Here is a 13,402-nt window from a genome sequence, read left to right on the forward strand (position 1 = left end):
ATCGGACGCCACTCCTCGCGGCTCGGCCGCCCCGCCACCCGCCCCATCCCCCACCCTGCTCCACCACCACGAAAGGCAACACGCATGCGCACCACGAACGAGCACGACGACACCGACGGCACCGCCACCGAGGACGTCGTGCGGGCCTTCTACGAGCCCTTCCGCACAGGAGACACCACCGTCTACGACGAGGTCCTGGCGGAGGACTGGACGGACCTGCCCCTCGCACCCGGCCAGCAGCAGGGCCCCGCCGGCATGGCCGCTCAGATCGCGCTCTTCCGCCACGCGATGCCCGACTACGCCGTCGAGCACCAGGACGTCATCGTCCAGGGCGACAAAGTCGCCGTCCGCAACACCGTCTCCGGCACCCACCAGGGCGCCTTCATGGGCCACGAACCCACCGGCAAGCGCATCGAGATGCGCACCATGGACATGCATCAGGTCCGCGAGGGGAGGATCATCACCACCTGGCACCTCGAGGACTTCGCCGGCCTCATGAGCCAGCTCAACGCCCCTGCAGACGCCCCGACCCCGGCACCCTGGGGCTGAGCCTGCTGGATCGGTGAGCGCTGGTCCTGAATGCTGCTCTCGGTGTCGCCGTTCCCGGTGCCGATCCCCGGCCGGACACCTCGAGGTCAGTCCGGGGGAGCCAGGATGCCCATCGCCCCTACGCTCGGATCGTGGCTGACGAACGAGAGCTCGTGCTGGCCGAGCATGCTGACGCACCCTGGCTGCCCCAGGGCGGGCGAGCACAAGTGGTGCGCGGCGGACGACCGCGATCCCCGATGTGCCTGGTGCGGCTGCTGTTGCGCCGCGTCGACCGGGTGTTCTGCGTTCCTCGTGACGGCACCGGGAAGCTCGATCTCCCCACTCGGCCCGTCGTGCTCGACGACCCGGATGGCGCGGCGACGGTGGCCGACCTGGTCCTCGAAGTGACTGGCGCGACGCACGAGGCACGCTTCCTCGGTGCCGTCCGCAACATCGTGGACGCAGCAGACGACGACTACCCCTGGCCGTCGCCGCTCGCACACTTCGGTGTGTGGATCGCGGACGCAGAACCGTGTGTCCCCGGTCACTGGCTCAGCGTCGAGGAACTGGGAAGCCCGCTCCGCGACCGGCACTGGTTCCCACTCGTGCAGGGACACGGGGCGGAGTCCCGGTAGGGATCGCCCCGCGGCGAGCGACATTGTCCCAGTCGTCGACCGGCTCACGACGGGTACTGCTCGATGGCGTGCGAAGCGTCACTCGAGACATGCGCGCTGGAACCGGAGTTCCCCTGCGGCCTCAGTGCGTCTCGATGTCCCTGTCCGTGTTCTGAACGTGGTTCCGCTCCTGGCGGCGGGCGTAGTAGGCGGAGCCGATCTGGACGGCGGCGAGGATCGTCCACGTGACCGCCATGAAGGTGTGCTGCCCTGACGGCTCAGCGATGGCGAGGACGATCCAGACACCGGCCAGGACAGCGAACATCCACACGAGCCACGGGAGGGGCCTCCCGACGAGTCGTTCGAGTAGGCTGCGCTGCTTCGTCTCGGTCATGGGCGTGTCACTGTACCGGGAGTTCCAGGGCGATCGGCGTCCGCCCGCGCACTGTCGATCACTGGAGGGCGCCGACGGTGAAGATCGTCTCGTTGCCAGCCGTGCAGCCCCTGACGCCTTCCGCGGGAATGAACAGACTCGTCTTCGAGCCCGGCGGGTACACCCGGAAGCCGTCTCCAGTGACCGGCTTGCACGTCCCCGGGTCGAATGCATCCGCCTGGACGTAGTGGAACCGAGCAACTGCGGCCCTGCCGGGCTTGAGTGTCACGGTGTCGTGGGCGGTGCTGCGGTCGAACTCGGCTGGCTGACCGATCTGAGTGCCGTCGCTGTCGCCGACGAGCGACACACCGGGCCAGCCCTGCAGGGTGCAGTCGGTGGTGCCGGTGTTGGTCAACTGGAGCTCCTCTTCGACGTTGGACGCGCCGGCTTCCCGTCCGGCGAAGTCGCCTTCGAGGTCGTCGGCGGTGCATCGGGCTCCGTCCTCGTCGGGAGCACGGCCGTCGGCGCCAGTGCCGGTGTGGGCACCCGTGTCGTCCGTCGCGGAAGCGGCCGGCGAGGTGGTCGGCGGTGTTCCCGCACTCGTCGGAGCGGCGGTCGCGGTGACGGTGCGGGTGGTGGTCGGCGTCGGCGTGCCGGTGGCGCTGCAGCCTCCGAGCACCACACCGAGCACGACGACAGCCGGGATGGCCATCCGTCGGGCCTGCGTGTTCATGCCGCCACTCAACACGGACCGCAGGACCCCGCACCCATACTCGTTCCGCCGTGGAACCATCCCCCAGGTCGCAGGCACGGAGGGCGGGCGCATGGTCCGGGGGAGCGTCGCCGTCTGACTGCGCGGAGGCGTCCCTCCAGCTCGGCGCTCGTCTCGTGTCCGCATCGGTGGAGCATCATCAGCGCCAGTACCGGCCGCTGCGGTGGGCGGCGCCGCTGCTCTACCTGCCGATGACCGCCCTCGCCATCTGGCTCGCGGTCACCGGCCAGCCGCTGTTCTGGGTCGGCGCGGTCTTCTTCCTCGCGGTGTTCGTCGTCACCGCCGTCACCACTCCGCGCGTGCTCCGGAACACCGAGACGATTCTCACCGAGCTCGACCGACGGCAGAGCGAGCAGCAGACCGTGCAGTGACGGTCGTCCGTCGAGGCCGCGGGCCCGGCAGCGCGGGCGCACTGAGCCGGTCCAGCGAACCGGCTCCGGTCACTTCCGGTCCGCACGTACGAACAAGTAGTCGGGGCGAGGAACGTCCAGAGTCTGGACGAAGAAGCCGAGTCCGCCGCTGCTCGGGTAGCCCTGGCGCACGAACTTGCCGGCGTGGTAGAGCCGGATCCCGGGCGAGCTCCCCTCTGCCGTCTTCCAGTGTCCGGTGAAGCTCGTCGAGTACTCGTCGTCCGCGCAACCCGGCGGGCTCGCCGCGACGTCCCCGGTCCGGCACGCGAGATCGATGGGGATGTTGCGCGCGGTGAACGTCCGGTCTGCCGACAAGACGAACTCTGCTGCGCGGCCGTCCTCTCCCTGGAGCCGCCAGGTACCGGTGTAGTCCTGGGGCCCGGGCTGGCCCGGGACGGCACAACCGCTCATCACGACCGACAGCATCGCGATCAGCGTCGCGATGCCCACCCGGCGTTCCGTCGCCACTTCACATCCCCCGTTCCCAGCGCGGCCTCGAGGGCTCGGCCTCGAGATCACAGGCCCTGGGAGTCGACAGGGTGCGATCGCGCTCGGGGAAGCCAGGGATCATGGAGCGAGTCTCAGCTGAGTCGGGAGGACGTGGATGACCAACGAGCAGTGCAGTGGACGAAACGGAGCGAGTGACGGGAATCGAACCCGCGCTACCAGCTTGGGAAGCTGGAGTTCTACCATTGAACTACACTCGCGCATCCCGCCGAACGGGACCGCACCAGCCTAGCGGATGATCCGCTGGATGCCAGCCGAGCGCTCCCGCGAGCCGCGGGGCGGACGTGTTCCGCGCCTCCCGGCCGCCCCTGTCTCTCCGCTGTGAGCCGCCGTCCTCCACGGACACTCCCGGACGCCGTGTGTACCGTCTAGGGGGACCAAGCGAGTGTCAGCACGACCGAACCGAGGAGGAACCGGATGGTCAGGCATCCCCTCATCGACGACGTGGTCGGACCGGCCATCGTGGTGGATTCGAGCGCGCCGGTCGTGTGGCTGACCGAGTCCTTCGACTCGCTGCTGCGCCGTGCGTCCGCCTCCGGTCGCACGGTCGTCCTGCGGACCGGCCCGGAGGCTGCGCTCACCCCCGCCCTCCGGCACGCGCTCGGCACCCACGGTGGCGCATGGGCGGTCCGCGGGTCGGACGGCGAGCTGCGCGACGGTCGCACCGGGGTGCCCGCCGCCGGCATCGAGGACTTCGTCGAGCACGGACCGGAACTGCTCGGCGACCCGTCGCCGGAGCACCGGGAGGCCCTCGGCTCGGTCCGGCAGATCAGCATCGACCTCACGCTCCGCCACCACGACGAGCGGTCGGTGGACGTCGGTTCCGCGATCGAGGCACTCTGCGCCGCCGTCGACACCTGCCCGACACGGTGGGGGACCTCCGAGCCGCTCACCTCTGCCTGGGACCGCTGGGTCGTCACGCAGTACGCGAAGCACGAGTCGCCGGGCATCAGCACCTCCTACGCCGTCGGCGATGGCATCTCCGCCACGATGACGGCCCACCTGACCGACGGGGTCGTCGTCGAGACGATGTCCGCCGTGCTCACGGTGCCCGAGGGCGGAACGGACCCCGGGCTCGCCGGTCGTCTGCTGGACGCCGTGCACCGGGTCGCGAGCGACGTCGAGCCGGTGTTCGGCGTGGTCATGCAGCGCCGCGGGGACGCCGACCACCTGGTCCGCGCGGTCTCGTACGGCGAGCCGGAGCCGCTCGCGGTGATCGTCGGCCCCGAGGCCACCCGATTCCTCGACCGCCGCGGCGAATGGCCGCCGGTCCGCACCACGACCGAGACCTTCGCCGGCGAGGTCGGCGAGGGGCTCGTCGTCCGCTTCGAGGACGGCTGGATCGCACTCGAGTCGTTCCTCGACCGCATCGACGAGGACCGCTTCCTGCAGCTCGTCGGCGGGGCCCCGCTCGACCCGGCCCACGACGACGGCGCCCTCGGGGCGCACGCCATGCAGCACGGCGGGCAGGGGTCGCAGGGTGCCACGTGAGGTGACCCTGCTCTGTCGTGGCCCGGTCGAGGTCCGCGACGTGGCCGAAGCCCTGCTCCTGCACGACGACTCCTGGGGCGTCCGTGCCCTCGACGACGGCCCGATGACGCAGGTCTGCCGCGACGCGACGCACCCGGTCATCACGGTGCTCGGAGTCCGTCGGGTCGACTTCCTGGACGAGGTCACCCGACTCCTGCCGGACGCCCCGGCGATGTTCGTCCCGCTGTGGTGGGTCGACACCGTCACGCCGCTGGGCGCGGACGGCGAGGCAGGGGTCACCGCGGCCCTCGAGGCATCGCTCGACCTCGATGCGGTGTGCATCGTGCACGGGGACTGACCGGTCCGGCGCTCCTGGTCAGGGGCAGTGGCCGCGGAGCCGCTCGACGGCGTCGCGGAGCGCGGGGACGTCGGTGCGGGCGGTGTTCAGCAGGACGGAGGCGGGGGCGTCGGACGGTCGGCGCGTCAGCTGCTCTCCGAGTGCCGCCAGCCGCGCCCAGGGGATCGTCGGTTCGGTCGCGGTCATCGCTGGCGGCAACTCCCGGACCGAGGACGCGATGTCGACGAGGCGCATCCGGACGGCGTCCGCGACGACCGCCTCGGGCAACGTCGGGTCGTCGGCGTACTCCTGGATCCGCGCGCACGCGGTGACGACGTCGTCCAGCGACCGCTCGACCGCCCTGGTCACAGCGGGACCGTCCGGTCGAGGACGTCGGAGGGCAGGGCATCGGCGGCGAGGACCTCGACCCGCACCCCGAGCAGCTGCTCCGCTTCGTCCTGCATCCGCATGAGGGCGAAGATCCCGGCGGCAGGGGCCAGCTCCACGACGAGGACGACGTCTGCTGCCCACTCATCCGGGTGGGCTCGCTCCGTGCCGTCGAGCAGCTGCCGCACGCCGACCGCGCCGTGCTGCTGCAGCACTCCGGACAGCTCGTCCCGGTGCCGTGCGACCAGTCGTCGGAGCGGTGCCGGTTCGGCCACGGGCTGCAGGTCGATCGCCGTCCGGAACCCGGCGGCGAGCAGGAGCCGCTGCAGGGCTGCGAGTGAGGGCTCCCGGCGGCCGTTCTCGTACGTGCTGATGACGCTCTGGGTGACACCGGCGCGGGCGGCGAGTTGGACCTGGGTGAGGTCGGCGCGCTGCCGTGCCTCGCGGATGATCGCGGCGGCGGAGAGCGTCATCGGCGACGCACGAGGATGGCGTGGCGGCATGCCGCCACGATACACAGTATTCCGTATTTCGTACGCCTACAGAGGGACTCGATCAGTTCGAGCGCGACACGTCCGCACGGTGGAAGTTCAACGCCGAACGGGACGGCGTCGGCCCGCGCTGTCCCTGGTACCGCGACTGGTACTCAGCGGACCCGTACGGCTTCTCGGCCGGGCTCGACAGCTGGAAGAAGCAGAGCTGCCCGATCTTCATCCCGGGCCACAGCTTGATGGGCAGGGTCGCGACGTTCGACAACTCCAGGGTCACGTGTCCGGAGAAGCCCGGGTCGATGAAGCCCGCCGTCGAGTGGGTCAGGAGGCCCAGTCGGCCGAGCGAGCTCTTGCCCTCGAGTCGTGCGGCGATGTCGTCCGGCAGCGAGACCACCTCGAACGTCGACCCGAGCACGAACTCACCCGGGTGCAGGACGAACGCCTCGTCCGGGTCGGTCTCGACCAGGCGGGTGAGCTCGGGCTGGTCCTCGGCGGGGTCGATGTGCGGGTACTTGTGGTTGTCGAACAGCCGGAAGTACTTGTCGAGCCGCACGTCGATGCTCGACGGCTGCACGAGCGAGGCGTCGTACGGGTCGAGGCCGATCCGGCCCTGGTCGAGCTGAGCGGCGATGTCGCGGTCGGAGAGCAGCACGCTGGAAGCCTAGTCGTCGGCCCGTGCCCCGTCAGGACTCGAAGGCGTCGAGGACCCAGTCGTCGGTGGGCAGGGTGCGGTCGTGCCAGCGCATCCGGATCGAGCCGTCGTCGACCGCGTGGAAGTCGGGGTGGCCCTCACGGAGCTGGCAGCGGTGCCCGTGCAGCGTCCGCGGGCAGCGGTCCTGGTCCGGTACGGCCCCGCTGCGGCCGACGACTGCCCCGACCAGGCGGACGGCGACGCGGCGCAGGCGAGCACGGCCGGTGCGACGGAGGCTCGCGCGCCGGAGGAGGGGACGCGCGGCGGACGGGGGACGACGTGATGTGCGCACAGGATGCTCCAGCTGTTCGCCATGGATCTGATGGATCGAGCGGCCGGGGTCTGGGGCTACCGGAACGCTAACCGAGCGCACCTCGGAGTGGGAGGAGTCCGCGCGACTAGGCTGAAGGTGTCCGCTTCAGCACCCAGCCCCCGCGCTGCGGCCACTTCTCGCAGGAGCGCTGATACCCATGACCACCACCACCACCTTCACGGGCTCCCTCGCCCGGGGCCGACGATGACTTCCTTCACCGACGCGGCCCGTCGCCTCCAGGGTGGCGACGACGACGCCCTGGCGGGTGCGTTCGTCGACGTCCTCCCGGTGGCCGGCGCCGCGCTCTCCACGCTCGGTCGGCCCTTCGGCAGCGCCGTGATCGCCGCCTCGGATCCGCGAGCCGCGGAGTCGGACGAACAGCAGGTGCTCCTCGGCGAGGGTCCGGGGTGGTCAGCGCTGCGCAGTGGGGCTCCCGTCCTCGCCTACGACCTGAGCGAGACGACCGACGACGAATGGCCGTCCACCCGTGCGGCCCTGCGGGCGACGGGATGGGCCGGGCTGCTCTCGTTCCCGCTCGCCGTCGGCACCTTCGACATCGGCGCCGTGACGCTGTACCGACTCGAGACCCAGCCGCTCGCACCCGCTGAGCTCTCCGAGGCGAAGCTGCTCGCCGGGCTGGCCGCGCTCCGTGTCCTGTACACGACGACGCGTGACCTCGAAGGCGGCATCGCCACCTCTGCCGTCTCCGTCACACATTCTTCCGGGCGTCACGTGCACCAGGCGACCGGCATGGTGGTCGCCCAGCTGGGCCTCACTCCGGAGAACGCGCTGCTGGTCCTCCGTGCACGCGCCTTCGCGGACGGGCAGCCCCTCCGCGCCATCGCCGAAGCCGTCATCGAGCGGCGCATCGACTTCCGAGACCCACGCACAAACGACCCCGCACGGAAAGAAGACCGCTGATGACGCAGAGCAGAGAGCAACGCCTCGTCGACACGTTCGTCACCCTCGCCGACACCCTCGTCGACGACTACGACGTCATCGAACTGCTCCAGATGCTGGTGGGGAAGGCAGCGGACCTGTTCGACGTCACCGCGGCCGGCATCATGCTCGCGACCCGGACCGACGAACTCGAGTTGGTCGCGTCGACCAGCGAGCGGAGTAACCTCGTCGGCGTCATGCAGCTCGACGCCGGCGAAGGTCCCTGCGTCGAGGCCTACCGCACCGGCCGGGTCGTCACCGTGGGCAGCACCGCCGAGTTGCGCCGACGGTGGCCAGCGTTCGCAGCGGCGTCGGAGCGGTTCGGGTACGCGTCGGTGCACGCCATCCCGCTCCGTCTGCGGGACGAAACGCTCGGCTCGATGAACCTCTACCGCGAGCGGCCGGGTGCGCTGGGCGACGAGGACATCGTCGCCGCCCAGGCGCTGACGGACGTCGCGACCATCAGCATCCTGCAGCAGCGCGGACTCGAGCGGGCCACCATCGCGCGCGACCAGCTCCAGCGGGCGCTCGACAGCCGGGTGGTCATCGAGCAGGCCAAGGGGTTCCTCGCGCAGACGCACGAGGTCGACATGGACCAGGCGTTCGGGATGCTCCGGTCCTACGCGCGGTCCCACCAGGTGCCGCTCGCGGAGACCGCGCGGCAGGTCGTCGAGCGGACCGTCTCGATCTGAGGATGACCGGGGCCGACCGTCAGGCGAGCTCGCGCAGGTCTGCCCCGTGCTGGATGACGTCCGCGGCGACGTCGCGCAGACCGCGGCCGGTGCGCACGGCGCCGTCCCGGAGGACCCGGAAGGCCTCGTCGATCTGGACGTCCCGCCGGTACGCCAACGCGCCCTTGGCCTGTTCGAGCAGCACCCGGGCCTCCAGGGCGTCCGCGATCTGCTCGTCGAGCGTCCGTTGCGTCCCCTGCGCGCGGTGGCGTGCCAGAGCCGCGGAGGCCGCGTCGGCGAGCAACTGGATCATCACGACGTCCTGGTCGTCGTGTCCCCGGTCGTGGTCCGCGAAGACGCACAGGCACCCGATGGTCGCGGTCCGCAGCCGGATGGGCTCGGCGAAGGTGCCGATCAGTCCGCGGTCGCTCATGGTCTGGACGAAGGTCGGCCATTCCGCGGCCTTCGTGGAGACGTCCGGGACGTCGATCGTCCCGCCGGTCCGGTAGCAGTCCAGACAGGACCCCTCGTTCGTGCCGAGCTGGGCTTCCTCGGCGTCGATGCCCCGCTCGCTCGTCGAGGCGATCACGTTCAGGACGCCGGACCGGTCGGCCAGGACGATCCCCGCCTCGGCGGACCCGGTCCACCGCACGCATGCGTCCACCGCCCGGGTCATGGCGTCGAGGACGTCGAGCGACGGGTCCAGCACGGCGGCGACCGCGCCGAGCACGTGGTCGAACCGGTCCTGGTCGTCGAACTCTGTCGTCGTCGTCACCCGCCCGAGCGTACGGGGGTGGCCCGGGACGCCGCGCAGCATCCTGCCCTCGCGCGTCCAGACCCGCGCGCCTACGATGGAGGGTCCGCGGACCGCGGACGGAACCGACCCGAGACAGGTATGGCCGTCACGTCACCCCAGCCCCACCCCGACGCCGCAGGTCGTCCGGACACCGCCTCCCGACCGGGAGGCCCGGCACCGGAGACCGCGCCCGTCACCACCCGCACGTCCACCGTCGCGACCGTCCTCGTGATCGCGCTGCCGCTCGTCGTGGCGTGTGCGCTCCTCGGGATGACGATCACCGGGGCGTTCACCGCGAACCAGCAGCTCGTCTCCGCGGGTGACGTCGTGCAGTTCGGTCTCGTCGCCGCCCGTGGTGTGCACGACGGGGTCGCCGCGCTGACCGTCGGTCTGCTCATCGTCGCCGCGTTCGCGCTGCCCGCGCAGAAGGCCGACCACGGGGCGATGTCCTCCGTGCAGCACCGGGCCGCTCGGTGGGCGGCGGTCTCCGGGTCGGTCTGGTTCCTCGCCGCGGTCGCCGGGATCGTCCTGACCGGGGCGAACACCCTCGGCGTCCCGCTGACGAGCCCCGTCTTCGCCCGCAACTTCCTGCTCTTCGCGTTCCAGGTCGAGATCGGGCAGTCGCTCGTCGTCTCCGCCGCGGCCGTGCTCATCGCCACGCTCGTCGCCGCGTTCGCCACCCGGGCCACGACCCTCGCCGTCGCCACGGTCGCCGCGCTGTTCGCCCTGCTGCCGCTCGCGCTCTCCGGCCACGCCGCCGGCTCGCTCGAGCACGCGAACGCCGTCAACTCGCTCGCCGTCCACCTGCTCGGCGTGTGCGTCTGGGCCGGTGGACTCGTCGCCGTCGTGCTCCTGCGTGTCCGGACGAAGGGCGCCACCGGACGGGTCGTCGCGCGGTACTCCACGCTCGCCGGGTGGGCCTTCGCGGCTGTGGCGTTCTCCGGCATCGTCAACGCGCAGCTCCGGCTGACCGGGCCGCTCGACCTCGTCACGACGCCCTACGGCTGGCTCATCACGACGAAGGCGGCGATCCTCGTGCTCCTCGGGATCGCCGGGGTCGTGCAGCGCCGCAAGCTCGTGCCCGGGCTGCTCCGCGCCCCGACCGACCGCCGGCTGTTCGTCCGCTTCGCCCTGGCCGAGATCGTGTTCATGGCCGTCGCGATCGGCGTCTCGGTCGCCGTCGCCCGCAGCCAGCCGCCGATCCCGCAGACGCCGGAGACCGGGGCCGACACCCGCTCCGGGCTCATCGGGTACCCGTACCCGCCCGAGCAGACGATGCAGACCTACCTGTCGCACTGGCACATCGACTGGATGTGGCTCGCGCTCGCCCTGGTCGGCGCCGGCTGGTACCTGTGGAGCGTCCGCAAGCTCAAGCAGCGCGGTGACTCCTGGCCGGTCGGCCGCACCATCGCCTGGCTCGTCGGCTGCGCCGTGTTCATCTGGACGACCTCCGGGGGACCGGCCGTCTACGGCATGATCCACTTCTCGTCGCACATGGTGCAGCACATGCTGCTCATGATGTTCGTCCCGCTGCCGCTCGTGCTCGGCGGTCCGGTGCTCCTCGCGCTGCGGACCCTGCCGGTGCGCAACGACGGCTCCCGCGGTGCCCGTGAATGGCTCATGCTCTTCGTGCACTCGCGGTGGATGCAGTTCCTCGCGAAGCCCGCGGTCGCCGGGGTGGTCTTCGCCGGGTCCCTCGTCGTGTTCTACTTCACGCCGGCGTTCGAGTACGCGATGCAGTCCCACGAGTGGCACATCGTGATGATCGTGCACTTCGTCCTGAGCGGGTACCTGTTCTTCTGGGTGTTCGTCGGCATCGACCCGGGCCCCCAGCGCCCGCAGTACCCGATCCTCATCATCGCCCTGCTCGCGACCCTGGCCTTCCACGCGTTCTTCGGCGTCGCGGTGATGACGTCGCAGTCGGTGTACGCGATCGACTGGTTCCACGCCCTCGGACAGACGAACGACGCGGCACTGCTCGACGACCAGCACACCGGCGGCGGCATCGCGTGGGGCGCCTCCGAGCTGCCGATGGTGTTCGTCGTGCTCATCGTCGTACGCAACTGGGTGCGGTCGGACGAGCGCACCGCCAAGCGGAAGGACCGCCAGGCGGAGCGGGACGGCGACGCCGAGCTCGACGCGTACAACGAGCGGCTGTCGGCGATGCAGCGGCGCGACTGAGCATGTCCACCGGCTCGGGGGCCGACAGCGGCGCCGTCCGTGACGCGTACGGACGGCGCGCAGCCGAGTACACCGAGCAGCTCGGGTCCATGGGGTCGGTGCACCCCGCCGACGTCCACCTCGTCACCTCGTGGGCGACCGGACTCGGTGGCCCGGTCCTCGACGCCGGGTGCGGCCCTGGCCACTGGACCGGCCACCTCGCCGACCGCGGAGTCGACGTCCTCGGCCTGGACCAGGTGCCGGCGTTCGTCGAGCACGCGCGGCGGACCCATCCGTCCGCTCGGTTCCACCTGGGCAGCGTCGACGACGTGCCGGCCGAGGACGGGCACTTCGCCGGGGTGCTCGCCTGGTACTCGCTCGTCCACCACGACCCGGTGAGCATCGCTCGGCCGCTGTCGGAGGCCGCGCGGGTCCTCCGACCGGGCGGCGGGCTGCTCGTCGGGTTCTTCACCGGCGACCGCGTGGAGCCGTTCGACCACGCGGTGACGACCGCGTACCGCTGGCCGCCCGACGCACTGGCCGACGCGGTCCGCGCCGCGGGCTTCACGGTGCTCGAGGTCCACACCCGGACAGTGGCGACGACGCCAGGTCCCCGCCCGCACGGCGCGCTGCTCGCGGTGCGCTGACCGACGCGACCGGACGCCGGACCGGGACGGGCCTCCGGGAGGGTGCAGGAACGCGTCGGCGCGACCGGGAACGAGGAAGGGCCCCGTCGCTGACGCGACGGGGCCCTTCTGCTGGAACCGGGGAGGCTCAGCCCTTCTCGGCGAGCGCGGAGAGCGTCTCGTCGTCCTTGTAGGCCTCGACGGCGTTGTCCTTGGTGACGAGGACCGGGGTCAGCTCGACGGTGGGGACGATCTTCACGCCGTTGTCGTTGTTCTTGTCCTTGACGGTCTCCGGCTTCTTGCCGGCGGCGAGGTCGGACACCAGGTCGACAGCGGCCTGGGCCTCGTCGGTGGTGTTCTTGTAGATCGTCGAGTACTGCGTGCCCTGCATGATCAGCGGGATCGAGGCGGTCTCGGAGTCCTGGCCGGTCACGACCGGGTTCTCCTTGCCGGCGGCCTTCGTGGCCTGCAGGATCGCACGGGCGAGGGTGTCGTTCGGCGACAGGACGCCGTCGAGCTCGGTGTCACCCGTGTAGTACTGGGTCAGCAGGTCGGTCATGCGCGACTGGGCGTTCTGCGCGAGCCAGCCCTGCGTGTTGACCTTGGTGAACTTGGTCTGACCCGAGACGACCTTCAGCGTGCCGTCGTCGATCTTCGGCTGGAGGACGTCCATCGCACCGTTGAAGAACACGGTCGCGTTGGCGTCGTCCGGCGAACCGGCGAAGAGCTCGACGTTGTACGGCTTGTCGCCCTTCTTCTCCTCGAGGCCCTGGAGCAGGGCCTGCGCCTGGAGCTGACCCACCTTGAAGTTGTTGAACGCGACGTAGTAGTCGACGTTCTCCGTGTTCAGGATGTTGCGGTCCCAGGCGATGACGACGGCGCCGGCGTTCTTCGCGGCCTTCACCTGCGAGCCGAGCTGCGAACCGTCGGCGGCACCGATGATGACGGCCTTGTCGCCCTTGGTGACCATGCTGGAGATCTGGCCCTGCTGGTCGGGGACGGTGTTGGAGGCAGCCGCGTACTGGATGTCGGCCTTGAAGCCGGCTTCCTCGATCGACTTCTTGAACGCGGCGCCCGCGAGCACCCAGTTCTGCGAGGTCTTGGCGGGGAGCGCGACGCCGATGGTGTCGCCCTTCTTGATGCTCGCACCCGAGGAGTCGCCGGAGGCGCCCGAGTCCGAGTTGCCACGTGCCGAGCAGCCGCTGAGTGCGAGCCCGGCGATGAGCGCCAGGCTGACGCCGGCGACGATCTTCTTACGCATGTGATTGCTTTCTCTTCGTTGAGGAGGTGGGGCCGGAGCCCCGCTGTGGAGGATGG

Annotated in this window: 18 protein-coding genes and 1 tRNA gene; 9 read left to right on the forward strand and 10 right to left on the reverse strand. The window is 70.8% G+C overall.

The genetic code is table 11. The annotated features are described in order from the left end of the window. Nucleotides 1–84 precede the first annotated feature (84 nt). Nucleotides 85–549, forward strand: a complete 465-nt coding sequence (locus DEJ32_RS08915) for an ester cyclase (protein WP_110901006.1) — start codon at nt 85–87, stop codon at nt 547–549. Between the two features lie 131 nt (nt 550–680). Then, the gene (locus DEJ32_RS08920; protein ID WP_258368957.1) at nt 681–1,163 is read left to right on the forward strand and encodes an NUDIX hydrolase; all 483 of its coding nucleotides are present in this window, start codon (nt 681–683) and stop codon (nt 1,161–1,163) included. A gap of 121 nt (nt 1,164–1,284) precedes the next feature. Here DEJ32_RS08920 and DEJ32_RS08925 read toward each other — a convergent pair whose 3' ends face one another. After that, complete coding sequence (locus DEJ32_RS08925) at nt 1,285–1,536, reverse strand: hypothetical protein (protein ID WP_110901008.1); 252 nt, start codon at nt 1,534–1,536, stop codon at nt 1,285–1,287. A 58-nt stretch (nt 1,537–1,594) separates the two neighbouring features. After that, entirely contained in the window at nt 1,595–2,248 is a 654-nt protein-coding gene (locus DEJ32_RS08930; protein WP_181420624.1) for a DUF4232 domain-containing protein, read from the reverse strand. Nucleotides 2,249–2,415: 167 nt separating this feature from the next. Between DEJ32_RS08930 and DEJ32_RS08935 the strand changes: the two genes are divergently transcribed. Beyond that, entirely contained in the window at nt 2,416–2,658 is a 243-nt protein-coding gene (locus tag DEJ32_RS08935) for a hypothetical protein (protein WP_110901010.1), read from the forward strand. Between the two features lie 69 nt (nt 2,659–2,727). Here the strand turns inward: DEJ32_RS08935 and DEJ32_RS08940 are convergent, their stop codons facing one another. Further along, the gene (locus DEJ32_RS08940; protein WP_110901011.1) at nt 2,728–3,147 is read right to left on the reverse strand and encodes a hypothetical protein; all 420 of its coding nucleotides are present in this window, start codon (nt 3,145–3,147) and stop codon (nt 2,728–2,730) included. A 186-nt stretch (nt 3,148–3,333) separates the two neighbouring features. Beyond that, nucleotides 3,334–3,404, reverse strand: a tRNA-Gly gene (locus tag DEJ32_RS08945). A gap of 217 nt (nt 3,405–3,621) precedes the next feature. Between DEJ32_RS08945 and DEJ32_RS08950 the strand changes: the two genes are divergently transcribed. Both DEJ32_RS08950 and DEJ32_RS08955 read left to right on the forward strand, forming a co-directional pair. Beyond that, a complete protein-coding gene (locus DEJ32_RS08950) occupies nt 3,622–4,695 on the forward strand; it encodes a DUF6177 family protein (RefSeq protein ID WP_110901012.1) in 1,074 nt (357 codons plus the stop codon). Continuing rightward, nucleotides 4,685–5,032 carry a hypothetical protein gene (locus tag DEJ32_RS08955; protein WP_146234116.1) on the forward strand — a complete coding sequence of 116 codons (348 nt, stop codon included), beginning with the start codon at nt 4,685–4,687 and terminating at the stop codon, nt 5,030–5,032. Before DEJ32_RS08950 ends, DEJ32_RS08955 begins: the two co-directional genes overlap by 11 nt. An 18-nt stretch (nt 5,033–5,050) precedes the next feature. Here the strand turns inward: DEJ32_RS08955 and DEJ32_RS08960 are convergent, their stop codons facing one another. The 4 genes from DEJ32_RS08960 to DEJ32_RS08975 are packed head-to-tail and all read right to left on the reverse strand — an operon-like array spanning nt 5,051 to nt 6,872. After that, nucleotides 5,051–5,380 carry a DUF86 domain-containing protein gene (locus DEJ32_RS08960; RefSeq protein WP_110901014.1) on the reverse strand — a complete coding sequence of 110 codons (330 nt, stop codon included), beginning with the start codon at nt 5,378–5,380 and terminating at the stop codon, nt 5,051–5,053. Beyond that, nucleotides 5,377–5,901, reverse strand: a complete 525-nt coding sequence (locus DEJ32_RS08965; RefSeq protein ID WP_110890647.1) for a helix-turn-helix transcriptional regulator — start codon at nt 5,899–5,901, stop codon at nt 5,377–5,379. Before DEJ32_RS08965 ends, DEJ32_RS08960 begins: the two co-directional genes overlap by 4 nt. A gap of 52 nt (nt 5,902–5,953) precedes the next feature. Next, nucleotides 5,954–6,541, reverse strand: a complete 588-nt coding sequence (gene dcd / locus DEJ32_RS08970; protein WP_110823258.1) for a dCTP deaminase — start codon at nt 6,539–6,541, stop codon at nt 5,954–5,956. A 31-nt stretch (nt 6,542–6,572) separates the two neighbouring features. Beyond that, a complete protein-coding gene (locus DEJ32_RS08975; RefSeq protein WP_110901015.1) occupies nt 6,573–6,872 on the reverse strand; it encodes a hypothetical protein in 300 nt (99 codons plus the stop codon). A 225-nt stretch (nt 6,873–7,097) separates the two neighbouring features. Here DEJ32_RS08975 and DEJ32_RS08980 point away from each other — a divergent pair, with 225 nt between their 5' ends. Further along, nucleotides 7,098–7,814, forward strand: coding sequence for a GAF and ANTAR domain-containing protein (locus tag DEJ32_RS08980; RefSeq protein WP_181420625.1), 717 nt, complete (start codon nt 7,098–7,100; stop codon nt 7,812–7,814). After that, nucleotides 7,814–8,524, forward strand: coding sequence for a GAF and ANTAR domain-containing protein (locus tag DEJ32_RS08985; protein WP_110901017.1), 711 nt, complete (start codon nt 7,814–7,816; stop codon nt 8,522–8,524). The genes DEJ32_RS08980 and DEJ32_RS08985 overlap by 1 nt, the downstream gene beginning before the upstream one ends. Nucleotides 8,525–8,543: 19 nt before the next feature. Here DEJ32_RS08985 and DEJ32_RS08990 read toward each other — a convergent pair whose 3' ends face one another. After that, nucleotides 8,544–9,278 (reverse strand): GAF and ANTAR domain-containing protein, encoded by a 735-nt coding sequence (locus DEJ32_RS08990; protein WP_181420626.1) that lies wholly within the window; start codon nt 9,276–9,278, stop codon nt 8,544–8,546. A 120-nt stretch (nt 9,279–9,398) separates the two neighbouring features. Between DEJ32_RS08990 and DEJ32_RS08995 the strand changes: the two genes are divergently transcribed. Together DEJ32_RS08995 and DEJ32_RS09000 are read left to right on the forward strand one after the other, a co-directional pair. Beyond that, entirely contained in the window at nt 9,399–11,480 is a 2,082-nt protein-coding gene (locus DEJ32_RS08995) for a cytochrome c oxidase assembly protein (protein ID WP_110823269.1), read from the forward strand. Nucleotides 11,481–11,482: 2 nt separating this feature from the next. Then, nucleotides 11,483–12,106 (forward strand): class I SAM-dependent methyltransferase, encoded by a 624-nt coding sequence (locus DEJ32_RS09000; protein WP_110901019.1) that lies wholly within the window; start codon nt 11,483–11,485, stop codon nt 12,104–12,106. 127 nt (nt 12,107–12,233) lie between these two features. Here DEJ32_RS09000 and DEJ32_RS09005 read toward each other — a convergent pair whose 3' ends face one another. Beyond that, on the reverse strand, nt 12,234–13,346 hold the full coding sequence (locus DEJ32_RS09005) for a sugar-binding protein (RefSeq protein ID WP_110901020.1): 1,113 nt from the start codon (nt 13,344–13,346) through the stop codon (nt 12,234–12,236). Nucleotides 13,347–13,402: the final 56 nt, after the last annotated feature.

It is taken from the genome of Curtobacterium sp. MCPF17_046, assembly GCF_003224295.1.
GTDB lineage: Bacteria > Actinomycetota > Actinomycetes > Actinomycetales > Microbacteriaceae > Curtobacterium.

Bases quoted from the DNA above. Each gene is read 5' to 3' on its own strand.
- DEJ32_RS08915 (WP_110901006.1), top strand. From the start codon at position 85: ATGCGCACCACGAACGAGCACGACGACACCGACGGCACCGCCACCGAG.
- DEJ32_RS08925 (WP_110901008.1), bottom strand. From the start codon at position 1,536: ATGACCGAGACGAAGCAGCGCAGCCTACTCGAACGACTCGTCGGGAGG.
- DEJ32_RS08930 (WP_181420624.1), bottom strand. From the start codon at position 2,248: ATGAACACGCAGGCCCGACGGATGGCCATCCCGGCTGTCGTCGTGCTC.
- DEJ32_RS08950 (WP_110901012.1), top strand. From the start codon at position 3,622: ATGGTCAGGCATCCCCTCATCGACGACGTGGTCGGACCGGCCATCGTG.
- DEJ32_RS08965 (WP_110890647.1), bottom strand. From the start codon at position 5,901: ATGCCGCCACGCCATCCTCGTGCGTCGCCGATGACGCTCTCCGCCGCC.
- DEJ32_RS08980 (WP_181420625.1), top strand. From the start codon at position 7,098: ATGACTTCCTTCACCGACGCGGCCCGTCGCCTCCAGGGTGGCGACGAC.
- DEJ32_RS08985 (WP_110901017.1), top strand. From the start codon at position 7,814: ATGACGCAGAGCAGAGAGCAACGCCTCGTCGACACGTTCGTCACCCTC.
- DEJ32_RS08995 (WP_110823269.1), top strand. From the start codon at position 9,399: ATGGCCGTCACGTCACCCCAGCCCCACCCCGACGCCGCAGGTCGTCCG.
- DEJ32_RS09000 (WP_110901019.1), top strand. From the start codon at position 11,483: ATGTCCACCGGCTCGGGGGCCGACAGCGGCGCCGTCCGTGACGCGTAC.
- DEJ32_RS09005 (WP_110901020.1), bottom strand. From the start codon at position 13,346: ATGCGTAAGAAGATCGTCGCCGGCGTCAGCCTGGCGCTCATCGCCGGG.